A 15,240-nucleotide genomic window follows, 5' to 3' on the forward strand; every position below is an offset into this window, starting at 1 on the left:
CCTATGGGCAGAACTTCCGAATGGTGATCAAAAATGTAGGCTAACGACTCCAGCCCGCTTCATACAGATTTCTCGACAGCTCGGCGAATTCGTCCAATGACAGCGTCTCGCCCCGGCGGCCCGGGTCGATGCCGATACGGTTCAGCATAGCCGTCATCTCCTCCCGGCGCTCCTTGCCGACGAAGGCCGTCAGATTATTCGCCAGCGTCTTGCGGCGCTGCGCAAAGCTGGCCTGTACAACGCGGAAGAAATATTCCTCGTCAGGCACGTCTACGGCAGGCGTGTCTCTTACCGTCAGCTTAATAACCGCAGAGTCGACGTTCGGCTGCGGGATGAAGACCGTATGAGGCACGGTGCATACAAGCTGAGGCACGCAGTAATACTGGACTGCTACGCTAAGGCTGCCGTACTCCTTGCCGCCCGGCTTCGCCGCCATCCGCTCGGCGACTTCCTTCTGAATCATAACGACAATATGCTGAAGCGGCAGACGCTCCTCCAGCAGCTTCATCAGAATCGGAGTCGTGACGTAATAAGGCAAATTCGCCACTACGCTGACGCCATTGCAATCAGCGAACTGCGTCTCGAACAGCTCCTTCAGGTCCAGCTTCAGCACATCGCCGTGTACGACCGTCACTTCCGGCCTGTCGGCGAGCACATCAGCCAGAATCGGAATAAGCCGCTGGTCAATCTCGACGGCCGTTACCTTGCCTGCTGTCTCCGCGAGCTTCTGCGTCAGAGAGCCGATGCCCGGGCCGATCTCCAGTGCGCCCTTATGCTCGTCCAGCTCTGCTGCGGCCACAATCTTGCTTAAGACGTTGCCGTCAATCAAAAAGTTTTGTCCAAGGCTCTTCTTGAACGAAAAGCCATGCTTCGCGATAATTTCCTTCGTACGTCTCGGCGTGCCGATATCGGGTCCGCCGGACTTCTTCGGCCCCTTAGCCTGTTCGCTGCCGCTCTCTATGCTCATCTTCATGATTCCTCCAGTTTCTTCTCCATCTCGCGCAGCGCGTCTTCGAACTCCGCCTTCGAGATGCAGAAGCTCGTACAGCGCTTATAGAACGTCTTGCCGTTGGCGTAGCCGATGCCAAGCAGCTTGCCCATAATAAGTCTCCGGTTCGCAGCATCCTCATGGACGATCAGCCCCGCTTCGATCAGGTCCTCCCACGCAATCTCGCCCTCTTGCGCCTGCGATTCCGTCCGAAGCTCGGACAAGGCCTTCACAATCGCCTCAGGGCTTGCGTTCTCGATTCCGATATCGCCTTTATAATAAGCCATCTCCTGCGGCAGGAAGGCATGCTTGCAGCCTGGGGCCCGGCGAGCTACAATCTTGCGGATGCGCTCGCCGGCATGATCGGGATCCGTAAAGATGATAACGCCTCTCCGCTGGTTCGCCAGCTCGATGCGCCGCAGCACATCTTCGCCGATGGCCGAGCCGTTCGTCTCGATCGTATCCGCATCTACAGCACGCTTGATGGCCGCTGTATCGCTTTTGCCCTCTACTACGATTACTTCCTTAATCAACGTTCCCATTCCTTCCTGTTCGTTCCCTTAGCTTCAGCATATCCTACCTTCCCTAATCATGCAAAGAAAGTTCATGGATGCCGCAAGAGGAAACGGGGCTGTTCCGGTGGTCATAATGACCCTCGGAACAGCCCCGCTTCGCTCTGACGCAGGTTAGCTTGCCGTCGGTTTGTTCGGACCAAGAATGTAGACCGTATATCCCGTCTTCTTGCCGAACTTCGTGGCATGGCTATTGCTGTCAAAATAAACATCGATCTTATTGCCCTTAATGGCGCTGCCTTTATCCTCCGCCCGGCGGAAGCCGATGCCCTCGATGTATACCCACCAGCCGATTGGTATAACCTTCGGGTCAACCGCAATGGTGCGGCCTTCCTTCACGCGAGTGCCGGAGGCAGTAATGCCATAGTCCGGATGATCCGTATCCTTGCCGGTCGACGCCACACCAGCCGAGTAGGCTGTCAGCGTTACATTCTTCAGCATCTTCTTCGCCTTGAACGTTACGTCGCCTTTGGTTACGGTCATCACGCTCGGACTGTTGTTCGACAATACGGTTACCTTCGGTTCAGGCTTCTTGGTGCCTACCGCGACCACCTGATCCACCGCCGCTGTCTGAACAACCTTGTTCACAATCTGATTCGATACCAGTACGCCATCCTCGTACTTTTCTTGCTTCTGCTCAACCACAACGCCTTCCTTACCGGTCTGTACGACCTTCTCCTTGCCTTGTTCCAGCGTCGGGTCTTCTTTCTTCACGATAGAGAATGGCACGGTCTTCTCGAGCTCGGACACTTTTGTGTTGACTCGAACTATAGTTATCGTCTCTTCCGCCTCCACGGAATCGTGAAGGGACGGACTAATTTTATCTTCATTGCGTAGCGTTAGATTGAGTTCCTCTATCGCTGCCTGTACCGTCTTCTCTGTCGTGTACACCGTTGATGTCTTGCCATCAGCTTTTACAACAACCGGAATTGCATGATTGACTTCAACCCGGTCCCCATTCTTAATCGGTGAATTAAGCGGGATAGACACCTCGTCATGAGGTCCAATTGTAATAGCTTGTTCATCCAGTAGGCGTTGCAGGACCCATTGTTTTGTTTCCACAACGGTTTCTTGTCCATTCACTACTACGGATACGCTTTTGACAGCCGTTCCGTACAACAACACCAAAAACATGAAAGTCATAGCGATTGAGATTACAGCGCTCAACATAATCAAACGCAAGTTTCCATGCTTCCATCGCATTGCGAAAGTCATGCTGGATGATCGTTTCCCATGGGTGTCCTTTGATGCCTGGATTAATCCCACTTCTTCGGTCCTCCTTCATAGCCCCGCCGCCAAGTGTTACGCATGTTACAACTGACGCGACTATAATATATTGGCGTGCAAGCACGCGCTCCAGTAAGCAGTCCCTCTCACCTCCCTGTTTATCCCTATGACGACGTTTTACTGTTTATTCAAACTTGGGATGGATGTCGCCCTTGTGAAGGATGTGTGTGGTAGGCGCCTAAGCGTTCACATGCGGGATGGGAGTGAGGAGTTATCATGAGGCTTATGATGGGCTGCAAGACTGGAAATCCAATACAAAACGAAAAGCTCTGATTTGAATGATACCTTCATCAGAGCCCAGTTGTAAAGAAGCGATAAAATGCGATTTTCACGAAAAAAGCAGGAAAACTTCAAAAATATACGTGATTTCAGCGACAAAAATCAGTTTTATTGCGCTAAAGGTCTTTATTTCTCGCTTTTAGACCGACTTTCATACGATTCCAAAACATTTTTTACCGTTTTCGGTGGTGATTTGCGCAATTTCGTCCACCGTTTTCCCCTTAATTTCAGCTGCCGCCTCTGCCACAAGAGACACATAAGCGGACTCATTTCTTTTGCCACGATATGGATGTGGAGTAAGATAAGGGGAGTCTGTTTCGATCAATAAACGGTCCATTGGAACCCTTTCCAAAACCTCTTTGGGAACCCTTGCATTTTTGTATGTGAGGGGTCCTCCGAATGAGATATAAAAGTTCATATCCAGACAAATTTTGGCGGTTTCCCAGCTGCCTGAGAAGCAATGCATCACCCCTCCGACTTCCTCGGCCCGCTCCTCCTTCAAAATTCGGATAATATCCTCATGAGCATCGCGATTATGGATGACGATCGGCTTGCCGATCTTGCGCGCAAGCCTGATTTGCTCCCGGAATACACGGTGCTGCACATCCTTCGGCGACGTATCCCAGTGATAATCCAGTCCAATCTCGCCGATCGCGACTACTTTCTTATGCTTGCAAAGCTCCTCGATCCAGTCCAGATCCTCCGGCTTCATATGTATGCTCTCCACGGGATGCCAGCCGACAGCCGCATAGATGAAATCATACTTCTCCGCCAGCTCCATCGTCGTTGGAATTGTCTCGCGGTCAAAGCCGATATTAACCATCAGCTCGACACCTGCGGCGCGCGCTCGTGCGATAACCGCCTCACGATCTTCGTCGAATTTGTAAGAATCAAGATGGGTATGCGTGTCAAAAAGAATCGGTAAAGTCATTCTGTCATTCACTCCTGTAGTTCAATTATTCCTTCATTAATCAAGCTTGAACAATTTCACCATCCGCTCAGGCAGTCGCTCTATATTTTCCCGCAGCGGCTCTTCTGGAAAATACAAATGATACTGCCCCTGGTGCAGCCCTGTAATGGAACGAACGATGTCGGATTTCATGGAAATCTCGCTAATTCGCTCCTCGTTGTCGAGCAACAAAATCGGCGCTTTTTCACGCTTTTCTCCGTTGTTCTGATCCGGCCTGTACACATCATAAGGAAGGTCGAACGGGTAGTCGATCTCCATATGGTAATCCGGGTTCAGACCGATGGACGACAATGCATCCGCTACTTCTAATAGAAGTGATTCATCCGGGTTATCAATGGTTACATACTTATATAACTGCCTGTTCATGAAGCGGCGGCATAGATCGCTGAGCAGCTCATCGGATTCCTCTGCCCATTCGGCGAATGCCGTCTGGGCAAGCGGTTCGTCCAGCTTTACATAATCTTCTAATGAAAGTGAATTGTTCAGAAGCTGCTGAAGCGGAGCTGCCATCCAGCGGAATGTGTAGCCCTGTTCGTTCAACTCCTTGGCTCGCCGGAAAATTTGCCTCAATATAATCTCCGAGCTGCGCGTGACGGGATGGAAGTAAATTTGCCAGTACATCTGATACCGGGACATCAGGTAATGCTCCACAGCGTGCATGCCGCTTTCCTTCACCACGATCTTGCCCTGATACGGCCTGAGCACCCTTAGTATGCGCTCCAGATCGAATGTGCCGTAATTGACGCCGGTGAAATAAGCATCTCTGAGCAAATAATCCATCCGATCCGCGTCCATCTGGCTAGAGATCAAGCTGACGACAATCGGCTTCGGATATTTCTTCTGTATAACAGCGGCCACTTTATCCGGGAAGTCCTCGGACACTTGTCTAAGCACTTTATTAATATCTGTATTGCCCTGCAGAATATTGCAGGTCCATACTTCATGGTCCGTATCGAAAATTTCTTCCAAGGAATGTGAGAAGGGACCATGGCCCACATCATGAAGCAATGCGGCACATAGCGAGACCAGCCTCTCTTCAGCCGGCCAATCCGGATAGCCGCTGCGCTCGAACTGCGATATGATACGCCGCGTAATTTCGTAGACGCCCAGCGAATGGGAGAAGCGGCTGTGCTCCGCTCCATGGAATGTCAGATAGGTGGTGCCGAGCTGCCGGATTCGGCGCAGCCGCTGAAATTCCTTGGTATTGATCAGATCCCATATGGTCTGATCACGAACGTATACATAATCGTGAACGGGATCCTTGAATACTTTTTCTTCCGTTAAAGGCTCTCTCATCTTCTCATCTCCTTTGTTCATAGTTTCGACACAAAACGCAAATCCTTTGTCGAATAGTGTCGTAAAATAGTTTCCAAAATGTCGAAGCTGTTGTATTCTATTACATAGCAATTATCCGACGATATCCCGAGATCGCTTGTGGCTACAGCGATCTGGCAGAAGATTCTAGGTTGACTGTTTTGGGAAGAGTTGGTATTATAGTAACATAGAATCTACAAACATTGTCGAATGATGACGAAAATACATTTTGTGAGAGGATTGATAGATAATGATGAAATCTACAGGTATCGTACGTAAAGTGGATGAGCTTGGCCGCGTGGTAATTCCAATTGAGTTGCGCCGTACGCTGGGTATTGGCGAGAAGGACGCTCTTGAGATCTATGTAGACGGAGAGCGCATCATGCTGAAGAAATATGAGCCTGCTTGTATCTTCTGCGGCAATGCAGAGAACGTTTCCTACTTCAAAGGAAAAATTGTTTGCCATATTTGTTTATCAGAAATGCCTACTCCTGTGACAAAATAAAAAAAATCGGTTATAATCAATTTATACCTACTTGTTAATTCTAACCTTTTTATACTCCTTGTTGCCTTCCTGCGCTAGAACCCGGCCAGGAAGGTCCTTTTTTTGTCCGGCCATTTCTATAGAACCTTCCCCTGTATACTACCGGTTTACTTCATTATAGATATCCCGCTTAGGCACTCCCCGATCAATAGCCGTCTTTTTTATCGCTTCTTTACGATCCATCATCGTCTCGTAGTGAGCGACATGTGCAGCGACGTCCAGCTCGGACCACCATGTCTCCTCATGAGCTGATTGGGCCGCTTCCGCTCCTGCGCCTTCTACGACGATACAGAACTCTCCCAGCGGGCCGTTATGGTTGAACCAGTCCAGACATTCCGATAACGATCCTCTCACCGCTTCCTCATGCCGCTTGGTCAATTCCCGGATGACAGCCGCTCTGCGATCGCCCAGATGCTCAAGCATAGCGTCCAGCGTCTTCGTCAGACGATGGGGCGATTCATACATAATGAGCGTCGCCGCTTGACCCGACAATTCCTTCAGCCACTTCCCAAGCGACTTCTTCTCTCTCGGCGGGAATCCCGCGAACAGGAATCGGTCCGTCGGCAAGCCCGACATAATCAAGGCCGACAATGCCGCATTCGCCCCCGGTACCGGAACGACCGTAATGCCCTGCTCTGTCGCTTCCGCCACAAGATCGGCCCCCGGATCAGATATGGCAGGCAAGCCGGCATCGCTTACTAGGGCAATCGATTGTCCTTCTGCCAGCAGCCGTATCAATTCAGGGCCGCTTGCGTTCTTATTATGCTCATGATAGCTGACCAGGCGGGTATGGATGTCGAAGTGGGTAAGCAGCTTGCGGGATTGTCTCGTATCCTCCGCAGCAATCAAATCCACTTCCTTCAGAATGCGAATCGCGCGCATGGTCATATCCTCCAGGTTGCCGATCGGCGTTCCTACCAAATAAAGCGTTCCCGCTTCTCCATTCATGCCATCGCCGTCTTGCACCGAATAGCTTCGCTGTCTCCTCATACGATCTGTACTCCTTCATCGTTGTATACCATAATAGGCGGCAGCAGCTTAATATCCGGCTTTCCGTCACGCATGGCCTCTATTAACACCATATTCGCTTCCGCTCCCGCATGGGGATGCACGAACTGGATTCGCTTCGGCTCCAGCTTCCAGCGTCTAAGCGACTCTACAATATCGAGCAGCCTGGACGGCCGATGCACCATCGACAGCTTGCCGCCCGGACGCAGCAGCCTGCAGCAAGCCTGTGCCAAGTCCTCCATTGTGCAATGAATCTCATGGCGGGCGATGGCATAATGCTCATTCTCGTTCTTGTCGCCTGCGGTTACCGGCATATAGGGAGGATTCACCGTTATAGCATCATAGGCGCCGTTCCCCGCAATCTTGGGATAGGTCCGTAAATCCTGCTCCAATACGGTAATCTGCTCCTCCAGCCCATTCATGGCGACACTTCTGCGGGCCATGTCAGCCAATCTCGTCTGAATCTCGATCGCATCGATAGAAGCCTTCGTGCGCGAGGAGAGCAGAATCGGAATTACGCCGTTGCCTGAGCAGAGATCGGCAATTCGGCCATGCTTCGGAATATTAGCAAAGCGGGACAAGAGCACCGCATCGAGCGAGAAGCTGAATACCTCGCGGCTCTGAATGATTCTCAGCCCCGTACCCGTCAGCAAATCATCGATTCTTTCGCCCTCGGCAAGCGGTATAGTTGGTTGTTCAGACACGTTCATGGTCTCTCCTTTATATCCTTCGTTCATTTTTTCCATTTTTAGGGGTTATTCAAAAAGTCCGCTTTTGATCACGAAGCATATCAGGAAGCCACTTCGACATCGAATATTGAATTCAGCCGGAACTTCCGGTGCTCACGTAGCTTCCACTACGCTCCGCTCCTCATTTCCTAGCTTTATTCAATCTTCTGCAGCGTTTTTAAAAAAACGCATCATCGGAAGCATAAGCTCATATGCTGAAAACCGGACTTTTTGAACTTACACTTTTTGACTGTTTCTTACCCTAAAAATTTTTAGAAAAAAGACCGTCCTCAGCGGTAAGGACGGCCTGTCGATACGGATTCCACTTTACTTATTCAAGAAGGAGAGGCAGAACAAGCAGTCGCCCTCCGTTCGCAGATGTCCGTAATATACGTTGCAAATATGGAATCCTTCATGGTATAGCCGCGTGAGATTATCATGGCCCTCGCCTACCGCAACGCTGCCCTCTTCAAGGCCAGCCTCATGATTCAGCGACAGCTCCGCATCTGCCGTACTGCTCTCGCTCTGTACGGCGACTCCCACCGCTTCGCGTTCGGAGGCCGTCTCCCTCTTGAATACCTGCCGCAGCTGATGATTCTCAAGGCTAAGACGTTTGTTCTCCTCCAGCAGCTCCTTCACCCTTAGCTTAAGGGCGCTGAGCTCGGCATGGAATACTCCCATTCGATTATCCAATTCGTCCATTTGAACAAAAATATCTCTCTTCTCCAAGTTCCCACCCCAGAACTTCAAGCGTGAGCGTTACCTCACCTATCAGAATGACTTCTGCCGCTTGCTTACTTCACAACGACGTCGTCGAACGGCAACTCTTTTGGCTTGCCTGGCACATCGAACAGTTGTACATACACGCTCTTCGTGCCGGCGTTGATTCCTGTCACTTTGCCCTCACCATACGAAGTAACGACGATCTTGCCCACGGCAGGCAATTCTTCGCGCACGCTCTCATAATTGTCATGCTCATACTTCAAACAGCACATCAGACGTCCGCACAGGCCCGATATTTTCGTAGGATTAAGCGAAAGATTCTGGTCTTTGGCCATCTTGATGGAGACCGGCTCGAAATCGCCGAGCCATGAGGAACAGCAGAGGACACGTCCGCAAGGCCCGATGCCGCCAAGCATCTTCGCTTCATCCCGTACGCCGATCTGGCGAAGCTCGATTCTGGTCCGGAATACACTGGCCAGATCCTTAACGAGCTCCCGGAAGTCGACACGGCCTTCGGCCGTAAAGTAAAAAATAATTTTATTGCGGTCGAACGTAAATTCGACATCAACCAGCTTCATGCGAAGCTGATGGCTCTTGATTTTATCAAGACAGGTTGCAAATGCATTCTTAGCCGCTGCACGGTTCTCTTCCACAACCTGCGCATCAACATCGCTTGCAATTCGTATGACCTTCTTGAGAGGGAGAACAACATCCGATTCACCGACTTGCTTCTGTCCCACCACCACTTTACCGTATTCGATTCCGCGGGCGGTCTCAACAATCACATGCTGTTCCTTATCCACGGGGTGCTCGACCGGGTCAAAGTAATAGATCTTGCCCGCCTTCTTGAAGCGGACACCGATGACATTATACAAGGATTAGCCCTCCTGTAAATTTACCAATAGTTGCTCAAACGCCAGTTGTGGCGATACATTCGCCCGCATGCGCTTGCCTGCTTCCAGGACATGCTCCATACAGCTTACCCAACCTGCGAAGGAGCGATTATAAGCATTGCTGCTTATCCATTCCAACTGATCTATGAAAACAAGCTTGTCCTGCCTTCCGGCCTGGAACTGTGTCAAATCTTTAAACCATAGTGTCAATAATGAAAGCAGCTGATCCATATGATTCGCTAAGTCTGTTTTAAAAAGCTGCTGCTGGGCAGTGATCATCGCCGCGGTGAATCGGGACGTACTCTCCTTGCCTAATTGTATCACTAGGTTTCTGATTTCTGCAAACCCATTCTGCTGGAGAATTTGTCTAGCGCCGTCCAGTCCGGAGGACAACTGGACTGCGGCTCGGGCCAACAGCGGCGAGGCCCCTTCAGCCGTCAAGCGCTCCAGCATCGCCTCTGCCGGCATTGGGAGGAAAGGCACCCACTGTGTCCGCGACCGAATAGTCGGCAGCACGGCTTGTCCGTTATCCGTAATTAAAATCGCAACGATCGGAGATACCGGCTCCTCTAGAAACTTCAGCAGGCTGTTCGCCGCTTGTATGGTCATCTTCTCCGCCGCTTCAATAATGTAGACAACGCGTCCTGTCTGCGTGCTGCGATAGGACAGCGAACGTTGCAATTCACGGATCTGGTCAATCTTGATGCTCTGCCCGTCCGGGGCCATCATAATCAGATCGCTTTGGTTGCCATGGTCGAATTTCCGGCATTCCAGACATTCGCCGCAAGCATCCCAGCCATCCGCGCTGCAGAACAGCGCTTTGGCAAATTGCCGGGCCATCTCCATTCTTCCCGTTCCGGAGGGCCCGCTGAATAGATAGGCATGTGAAATTTTATCGCTTTGGAGGGCGTGCTTCAGAATGCGCTGCGCCTTCCATTGTACGTCGGCATGCTCCAAACTCATCACTATCGTTCCTTACCTTTCCTGGCGTCGCAAGGCTAGAACATGAGATTGATCAGAATCCCCCGTATCTCGCCTATCTTGTTCAACAGCTCGATTCTGCCTTCCTCGCTGTCGAGCAAGTCCTCCGCCATCGTTACAAGCGTAGCATCGATCTCATCCAGAAGCTTGTATCGCTTCACGCGCCCGCGGCGGTCGAAGCCTCTCACTTCCTTCAGTCCAACACCGCGCCTGATTGTATCCTCCAGGAACTGCTTCACCATTTGGCGATAAAGCATCAGCTCCCGTACGGTCATATTCTTCGCGAGGCGATCGCCCTGCCGGTGAATATCCTGCAGCTTCTGGTTCAGCTGCTCCTGCGTCCGCTGCGCATCCTGCTGTACCATCACATCTGCGAAGCTTGTGGGTTGCACCGGCTTCATGGAAGAATCGGCGCTTGCCCGGTTCTGCCCGACCGGGCGCCAGCTTTGGTCTACTCTCATCTATGTCACACCCAATCAGAAGTGTTCGAAGCGTTCTACCGGCATTACGAATACCGCAGCTCCGCCGACCTGTACTTCAACAGGGAACGGAATGTAGGAATCCGTCGATCCGCCCATTGGGGATACCGGCGTAACCAATTGATCGCGCACCTTGCAATTCGAGCTGATCACTTGCAGCACTTCATGCACCCGCTCATCTTCAATGCCGATCATAAACGTGGTATTGCCTGCACGCAAGAACCCGCCCGTACTGGCCAGCTTGGTCGCTCTGAACCCTTCCCGAACAAGCGCATTAGACAGTTTGTTGCTATCCTTGTCTTGAATAACCGCAATGACTAATTTCATCTTCATTCCCCCTTGGCTTCATTAGAGATAGGTAAACAATAAATGACTTAGTCTTCCTCTGTGCTCGTGGCGCGAAGCAAGCTATATCCCACTCAAGCGTTGTTCGACAATAGCGACAACCGCTTGCAGCACCCGATCCGGCGTTTCCTCGGCATCTACCCGGCGTATGCGATCCGGGAAGCGGTCGATCAACAAGTGATAACCCTCCCGCACCCGTTCGTGGAACGATTGCCTCTCCAGATCAAGACGGTTAATCTCGCGGTCCGGGTTGCTCGCAATTCGCGACAGCCCTACCTCCGGCGAGACATCCATATAGATCGTCAGATCGGGCATCGTGCCGGCGATGGCGAATTGATTGATTTGCCATACTTCTTCAATACCGAGTCCCCTTGCATGGCCTTGATAAGCAAGGCTGCTGTCGACGAATCGGTCGCAGATTACGATCTCTCCTGCCTCCAGGGCCGGAATGACCTTCTCCACGAGATGCTGTCTGCGGGAAGCAGCATACAGCAGCGCCTCCGTTCTCGCATCCATTGTCGTATGCTCAGGGTCCAGTATCACGGTGCGGATCTTCTCCGCGATCGGTATCCCCCCGGGCTCTCTCGTCACAACGACACGATAGCCCTTATCCTGCATTGTATTCGCAAGCTGCCCAATGAGTGAGCTTTTGCCTGCGCCCTCTCCGCCTTCTATCGTAATGAACATTCCCCTGCTCAATCCTCGGTTTCCCCTTACTGTAAGTAACGTCTTTGTCCTTTCATTGTAACAAAGCGGTACTGCTACTACAATGAAATTTAAAGGGATATCGCCCGTATTTCGAGCCAGTTCAACATTTCTCTTCTATTAATATAGCGACCGTAGCCATAGTGCCATCCTCGGCCCCCTGAAACCTGGCCCCCGTATCCGATAATCGCCGAATATCCTTAAGATGCATCTCGGTAAATCGTTCGCCCGGATAGAGAATCGGTATCCCCGGAGGATAAGGTATGATCATCTCTGCAGATGGTTGATGCAGGGCTTCTTGCAATGGAACCCGCTTGCTTGGACGATCCTTTGTTCTTGCAAAAGAGACCGGCTCGCTGATCCCTTCGCTTAAGTCATCGGACACAGACTGCTTCTGATAAAGCGCCTCGCGACTTGGCTCAGCTACGAAGGATTCATGAATGTCCCTCAAAGCATCCTGCAACCGAGTTATGGCTTCATCAGCGGCAACATGTGGCCCTATGACCATCACCGTATACAGCGGATCCGACATCTCTGCCCAGCAGCCGCGCTTCTCCAGCTCCCGATGCAGCTCGAATCCTGTCAGCTGTCCACCAGGAACGGTTAAGATGAGTCTCAGCGGATCCTGCTGCTGACCCGGGAACAACTCAGGCTCTGCTGTTGCGAACATCGTATTAGTTTCTTTTACCCACATTCGGAAGGAATGTACCGCTTCGATAGCGGAATGGAACAGCCTATCGCCAAGACGATCGACTATTGCGCGGGAAATATCGAGCGAAGCCATGATCGGAAAGGAAGGACTGGAGCTTTGCACCATGGCCAGCGCTTCTTTTATCCTGCGACGATCCAGCAGCTGCCCCTGCATATGCAGCATGGCTCCCATCGTTAACGCCGGCAAAGTCTTATGCGTCGATTGGACTACGCCGTCTGCTCCTGCCCGAATGGCTGAAGTCGGCAGATCAGGATGCATCCCGTAATGAGCCCCATGAGCTTCGTCGATAAGAAGCGGTTTCCCCTGCTCATGACAAGCTTTCGCATATGTATCAAGCTTCATGCCCATTCCATAATAATTCGGGTTCGTGAGGAATACGGCTTTGGCCTGCGGGAATTGATACAGCGCCTGCTTAACCTGTTCAATGGACGGGACCATGGAGAGCCCTGTATTTGATTCCAGGCGCGGGGTCAAAAATACAGCCTGAGCGCCTGCAAGCTTCAATCCGTTAATAACCGACTTATGGACATTACGCTGTACGATGATGATATCGCCAGGATTACATACCGCGAGAATCATTGCCAAATTACCGGACGTGCTGCCGCCAACCAGGAGACAAGTTTCCTCGGCTCCATAGCATTGTGCAGCTAACTGCTGCGCTTCGAGGATAGCCCCTTCCGGATGATGAAGATCATCGGTGGAAGACAGCTCTGTCACATCAAGACGCATGACAGCTGATAGTTGCTTTTCTAATTGTGCTGCATCCTCTATATGGGATTCTCTGAGTGTGTGAACAAGGGCGGCGCCGTTATGGTGTCCAGGCACATGAAAGCTCGCGGGCTTGTTCTCCGCATGCTTCAATAACGCTTCAAGAAGCGGAGCTTTTAGTTTACCCATCATGTTGGTTCATCCTTCCGTTCCAATCCATTTAGTCCTACACCTATTGTAAGTAGTCCTGTCCCAGACGTAAATAAGAGATGCAGCCTATCGTCTTTATCCGCGGATACAAAAAAACAGCCTCTGTTACCAGGGCTGTCTCAAGCGTTTTTTTCCACAAATAATTGTTTCATCTGATGAATAAAGAATGGATATTTGGCATCCTTCACATCCGTATGGACCATCTCGGTCTCGCAATCGGCGCAGATGAAGCCGAGTACAATGCGGATCCCTTCTCCTTCGAGCTTCGGCTTGCCGCAAATCGTGCATTGATGAATAGTGGTTTGATCCATAATCATCCCCGCTTTCTCATTCCGTTAACTCTGTTCCTATTATTATGCCACGAATTCTATCGAAATATACTTGTTTCATAACTTATTTCAAATATTTATATATCTTATGCGCGAACTGGGCGAATGGTGATTGACAACGGGCGCAAAAAGTTGAACTTCACGAAGCATCTGCGTTTGCCGATATATGTAATAAAGTTTTAGCAAGATTACGGAAGGATGTCCTGCATGAAACAATCGTTAGCGGATCAAATGAACGCCACGATCTATCAATATCAATTGATCAAAAGAGTAATCGTCAAGTCAGAGCTCATCCTGAGCCATCTCATTATAGCCGCGATCTTTCTGGGCGTTCAAATGCTCAATTACGGCATTCATGGATTATTCGCCTGGCTATTTGGCTTTGCAGCTATTCAAGTGCTCCATCTCCTTATTATCGTTCTAACCTTTATCTCTGTCACTGAAGCAGCGGAGCGTCAATGGACATGGCGCATCACCCCGCCATGGATCGGATTCAAACCGGCCAATGATATCTCGCTCCTGATCTTCAGGCGCGTTCATCGTCATCTATTCTGGCTTGGCCTATGCATTATCGCTCTTCTCTACCCATGGACACCGCCATCCATTATGATCAGCCTTATATCATGGCATATCTGGCTCATCATCCCCCGTCTGATGTTATCCTTCGCTTTCCGCAAACAACGCAAAGACGGCGTCCTGCGTCTTCAATGGAAAGAAGCATCCTACTACCACCGCTAATCATGTCTATAATTATAGCCCTGTTGCAAACCAACAACAGGGCCCCTCAACATTCTCCCGTGGAGGATGGTATTTTGACTTTAGTTTTTGACTTTAGTTTTTGTCCTTAAAAATAATCAGCCTACCTGTCCATTCTGGTAGGCTGCTGTGCTTGGCGACGTCCATTCCGCACCGGATGAATCGGCTTCGAAGCTCTCGCATCACGGTCGGCGTCTGAACCTACCGCTAAGGCCGGGCCCACATCTCCGAGTTGCTTCGATGAAAAGGTTCAGACACTCTCCCAGACCGGGAGAGGAACGTCGCCGGGGTCATGGGGGTGAAGGGCTGCGCCATCCCCATGACCCCGAACGCACAAAAAACCTGCCGCATCATTCTGCGGCAGGCCATTTTGTGCTTGGCGACGTCCATTCCGCACCGGATGAATCGGCTTCGAAGGGTGACTTCACGGTCGGCGTCTGAACCTACCGCTAAGGCCGGGCCCACATCACCGAGTTGCTTCGATGAAAAGGTTCGGACACTCTCCCAGACCGGGAGAGGAACGTCGCCAAGCGTTTCGTACAGGCATAGCCTCGTACGAACAACAAAAACCTACCGCAAGTGAATGCGGTAGGTTATCTGTGCTTGGCGACGTCCTACTCTCCCAGGACCCTGCGGTCCAAGTACCATCGGCGCTGAAGGGCTTAACGGTCGTGTTCGGTATGGGAACGCGTGGTTCCCCTTCGCCGTC

The 15,240-nt window shown here is 51.1% G+C and carries 18 protein-coding genes and 1 rRNA gene; 3 read left to right on the top strand and 16 right to left on the bottom strand.

The genetic code is table 11. The features are described 5' to 3' along the window. Positions 1–40: 40 nt before the first annotated feature. The 5 genes from rsmA to D3P09_RS26510 form a co-directional block, all read right to left on the bottom strand. On the bottom strand, positions 41–967 hold the full coding sequence (gene rsmA, locus D3P09_RS26490) for a 16S rRNA (adenine(1518)-N(6)/adenine(1519)-N(6))-dimethyltransferase RsmA (RefSeq protein ID WP_120114451.1): 927 nt from the start codon (positions 965–967) through the stop codon (positions 41–43). 2 nt (positions 968–969) lie between these two features. Continuing rightward, positions 970–1,521: a ribonuclease M5 gene (gene rnmV / locus D3P09_RS26495; protein ID WP_120114467.1), complete on the bottom strand. Its 552-nt coding sequence runs from the start codon at positions 1,519–1,521 to the stop codon at positions 970–972. A 153-nt stretch (positions 1,522–1,674) separates the two neighbouring features. Continuing rightward, the gene (locus tag D3P09_RS26500) at positions 1,675–2,826 is read right to left on the bottom strand and encodes a 3D domain-containing protein (protein ID WP_120114452.1); all 1,152 of its coding nucleotides are present in this window, start codon (positions 2,824–2,826) and stop codon (positions 1,675–1,677) included. A gap of 451 nt (positions 2,827–3,277) precedes the next feature. After that, positions 3,278–4,045: a TatD family hydrolase gene (locus D3P09_RS26505; protein ID WP_120114468.1), complete on the bottom strand. Its 768-nt coding sequence runs from the start codon at positions 4,043–4,045 to the stop codon at positions 3,278–3,280. A 48-nt stretch (positions 4,046–4,093) separates the two neighbouring features. Next, a complete protein-coding gene (locus tag D3P09_RS26510) occupies positions 4,094–5,392 on the bottom strand; it encodes an HD domain-containing protein (RefSeq protein ID WP_120114453.1) in 1,299 nt (432 codons plus the stop codon). A 268-nt stretch (positions 5,393–5,660) separates the two neighbouring features. Between D3P09_RS26510 and D3P09_RS26515 the strand changes: the two genes are divergently transcribed. Continuing rightward, positions 5,661–5,915: an AbrB/MazE/SpoVT family DNA-binding domain-containing protein gene (locus D3P09_RS26515; RefSeq protein WP_028609554.1), complete on the top strand. Its 255-nt coding sequence runs from the start codon at positions 5,661–5,663 to the stop codon at positions 5,913–5,915. A gap of 138 nt (positions 5,916–6,053) precedes the next feature. Here D3P09_RS26515 and rsmI read toward each other — a convergent pair whose 3' ends face one another. From rsmI to D3P09_RS26565, 10 genes are all read right to left on the bottom strand, one after another. Then, positions 6,054–6,944, bottom strand: coding sequence for a 16S rRNA (cytidine(1402)-2'-O)-methyltransferase (rsmI, locus tag D3P09_RS26520; protein ID WP_120114454.1), 891 nt, complete (start codon positions 6,942–6,944; stop codon positions 6,054–6,056). Continuing rightward, positions 6,941–7,672: a tRNA1(Val) (adenine(37)-N6)-methyltransferase gene (locus D3P09_RS26525; protein WP_120114455.1), complete on the bottom strand. Its 732-nt coding sequence runs from the start codon at positions 7,670–7,672 to the stop codon at positions 6,941–6,943. The genes rsmI and D3P09_RS26525 overlap by 4 nt, the downstream gene beginning before the upstream one ends. Positions 7,673–8,017: 345 nt before the next feature. Continuing rightward, a complete protein-coding gene (locus tag D3P09_RS26530) occupies positions 8,018–8,419 on the bottom strand; it encodes an initiation-control protein YabA (protein WP_120114456.1) in 402 nt (133 codons plus the stop codon). Between the two features lie 65 nt (positions 8,420–8,484). Next, the gene (locus tag D3P09_RS26535; RefSeq protein WP_120114457.1) at positions 8,485–9,288 is read right to left on the bottom strand and encodes a PSP1 domain-containing protein; all 804 of its coding nucleotides are present in this window, start codon (positions 9,286–9,288) and stop codon (positions 8,485–8,487) included. Between the two features lie 3 nt (positions 9,289–9,291). Beyond that, the gene (holB, locus tag D3P09_RS26540) at positions 9,292–10,269 is read right to left on the bottom strand and encodes a DNA polymerase III subunit delta' (RefSeq protein ID WP_120114458.1); all 978 of its coding nucleotides are present in this window, start codon (positions 10,267–10,269) and stop codon (positions 9,292–9,294) included. Positions 10,270–10,304: 35 nt separating this feature from the next. Next, positions 10,305–10,748, bottom strand: a complete 444-nt coding sequence (locus tag D3P09_RS26545; protein ID WP_120114459.1) for a YaaR family protein — start codon at positions 10,746–10,748, stop codon at positions 10,305–10,307. Positions 10,749–10,763: 15 nt separating this feature from the next. After that, entirely contained in the window at positions 10,764–11,093 is a 330-nt protein-coding gene (locus D3P09_RS26550; protein WP_119803331.1) for a cyclic-di-AMP receptor, read from the bottom strand. A gap of 81 nt (positions 11,094–11,174) precedes the next feature. Further along, positions 11,175–11,810 (bottom strand): dTMP kinase, encoded by a 636-nt coding sequence (gene tmk / locus D3P09_RS26555; protein WP_243644539.1) that lies wholly within the window; start codon positions 11,808–11,810, stop codon positions 11,175–11,177. A gap of 109 nt (positions 11,811–11,919) precedes the next feature. Then, positions 11,920–13,428, bottom strand: a complete 1,509-nt coding sequence (locus tag D3P09_RS26560) for an aminotransferase class I/II-fold pyridoxal phosphate-dependent enzyme (protein WP_243644540.1) — start codon at positions 13,426–13,428, stop codon at positions 11,920–11,922. Between the two features lie 137 nt (positions 13,429–13,565). Continuing rightward, complete coding sequence (locus D3P09_RS26565) at positions 13,566–13,757, bottom strand: sigma factor G inhibitor Gin (RefSeq protein ID WP_120114470.1); 192 nt, start codon at positions 13,755–13,757, stop codon at positions 13,566–13,568. A 225-nt stretch (positions 13,758–13,982) separates the two neighbouring features. Here D3P09_RS26565 and D3P09_RS26570 point away from each other — a divergent pair, with 225 nt between their 5' ends. Next, positions 13,983–14,513 carry a transposase gene (locus D3P09_RS26570; RefSeq protein WP_120114461.1) on the top strand — a complete coding sequence of 177 codons (531 nt, stop codon included), beginning with the start codon at positions 13,983–13,985 and terminating at the stop codon, positions 14,511–14,513. A 258-nt stretch (positions 14,514–14,771) separates the two neighbouring features. After that, positions 14,772–14,972 carry a hypothetical protein gene (locus tag D3P09_RS27460; RefSeq protein WP_133305066.1) on the top strand — a complete coding sequence of 67 codons (201 nt, stop codon included), beginning with the start codon at positions 14,772–14,774 and terminating at the stop codon, positions 14,970–14,972. A 160-nt stretch (positions 14,973–15,132) separates the two neighbouring features. On the opposite strand, the gene rrf is transcribed toward D3P09_RS27460, so the two are convergent. Further along, positions 15,133–15,240, bottom strand: a 5S ribosomal RNA gene (rrf, locus tag D3P09_RS26575); the annotation flags it as partial.

It is taken from the genome of Paenibacillus pinisoli (assembly GCF_003605435.1).
In the GTDB taxonomy this organism is placed as follows: domain Bacteria; phylum Bacillota; class Bacilli; order Paenibacillales; family Paenibacillaceae; genus Pristimantibacillus; species Pristimantibacillus pinisoli.

Bases quoted from the DNA above. Each gene is read 5' to 3' on its own strand.
- D3P09_RS26515 (WP_028609554.1), top strand. From the start codon at position 5,661: ATGATGAAATCTACAGGTATCGTACGTAAAGTGGATGAGCTTGGCCGC.
- D3P09_RS26510 (WP_120114453.1), bottom strand. From the start codon at position 5,392: ATGAGAGAGCCTTTAACGGAAGAAAAAGTATTCAAGGATCCCGTTCAC.
- D3P09_RS26545 (WP_120114459.1), bottom strand. From the start codon at position 10,748: ATGAGAGTAGACCAAAGCTGGCGCCCGGTCGGGCAGAACCGGGCAAGC.
- D3P09_RS26570 (WP_120114461.1), top strand. From the start codon at position 13,983: ATGAAACAATCGTTAGCGGATCAAATGAACGCCACGATCTATCAATAT.
- rsmA (WP_120114451.1), bottom strand. From the start codon at position 967: ATGAGCATAGAGAGCGGCAGCGAACAGGCTAAGGGGCCGAAGAAGTCC.
- D3P09_RS26550 (WP_119803331.1), bottom strand. From the start codon at position 11,093: ATGAAATTAGTCATTGCGGTTATTCAAGACAAGGATAGCAACAAACTG.
- D3P09_RS26525 (WP_120114455.1), bottom strand. From the start codon at position 7,672: ATGAACGTGTCTGAACAACCAACTATACCGCTTGCCGAGGGCGAAAGA.
- holB (WP_120114458.1), bottom strand. From the start codon at position 10,269: ATGAGTTTGGAGCATGCCGACGTACAATGGAAGGCGCAGCGCATTCTG.
- D3P09_RS26560 (WP_243644540.1), bottom strand. From the start codon at position 13,428: ATGATGGGTAAACTAAAAGCTCCGCTTCTTGAAGCGTTATTGAAGCAT.
- rsmI (WP_120114454.1), bottom strand. From the start codon at position 6,944: ATGAGGAGACAGCGAAGCTATTCGGTGCAAGACGGCGATGGCATGAAT.
- D3P09_RS27460 (WP_133305066.1), top strand. From the start codon at position 14,772: ATGAAAAGGTTCAGACACTCTCCCAGACCGGGAGAGGAACGTCGCCGG.
- D3P09_RS26565 (WP_120114470.1), bottom strand. From the start codon at position 13,757: ATGGATCAAACCACTATTCATCAATGCACGATTTGCGGCAAGCCGAAG.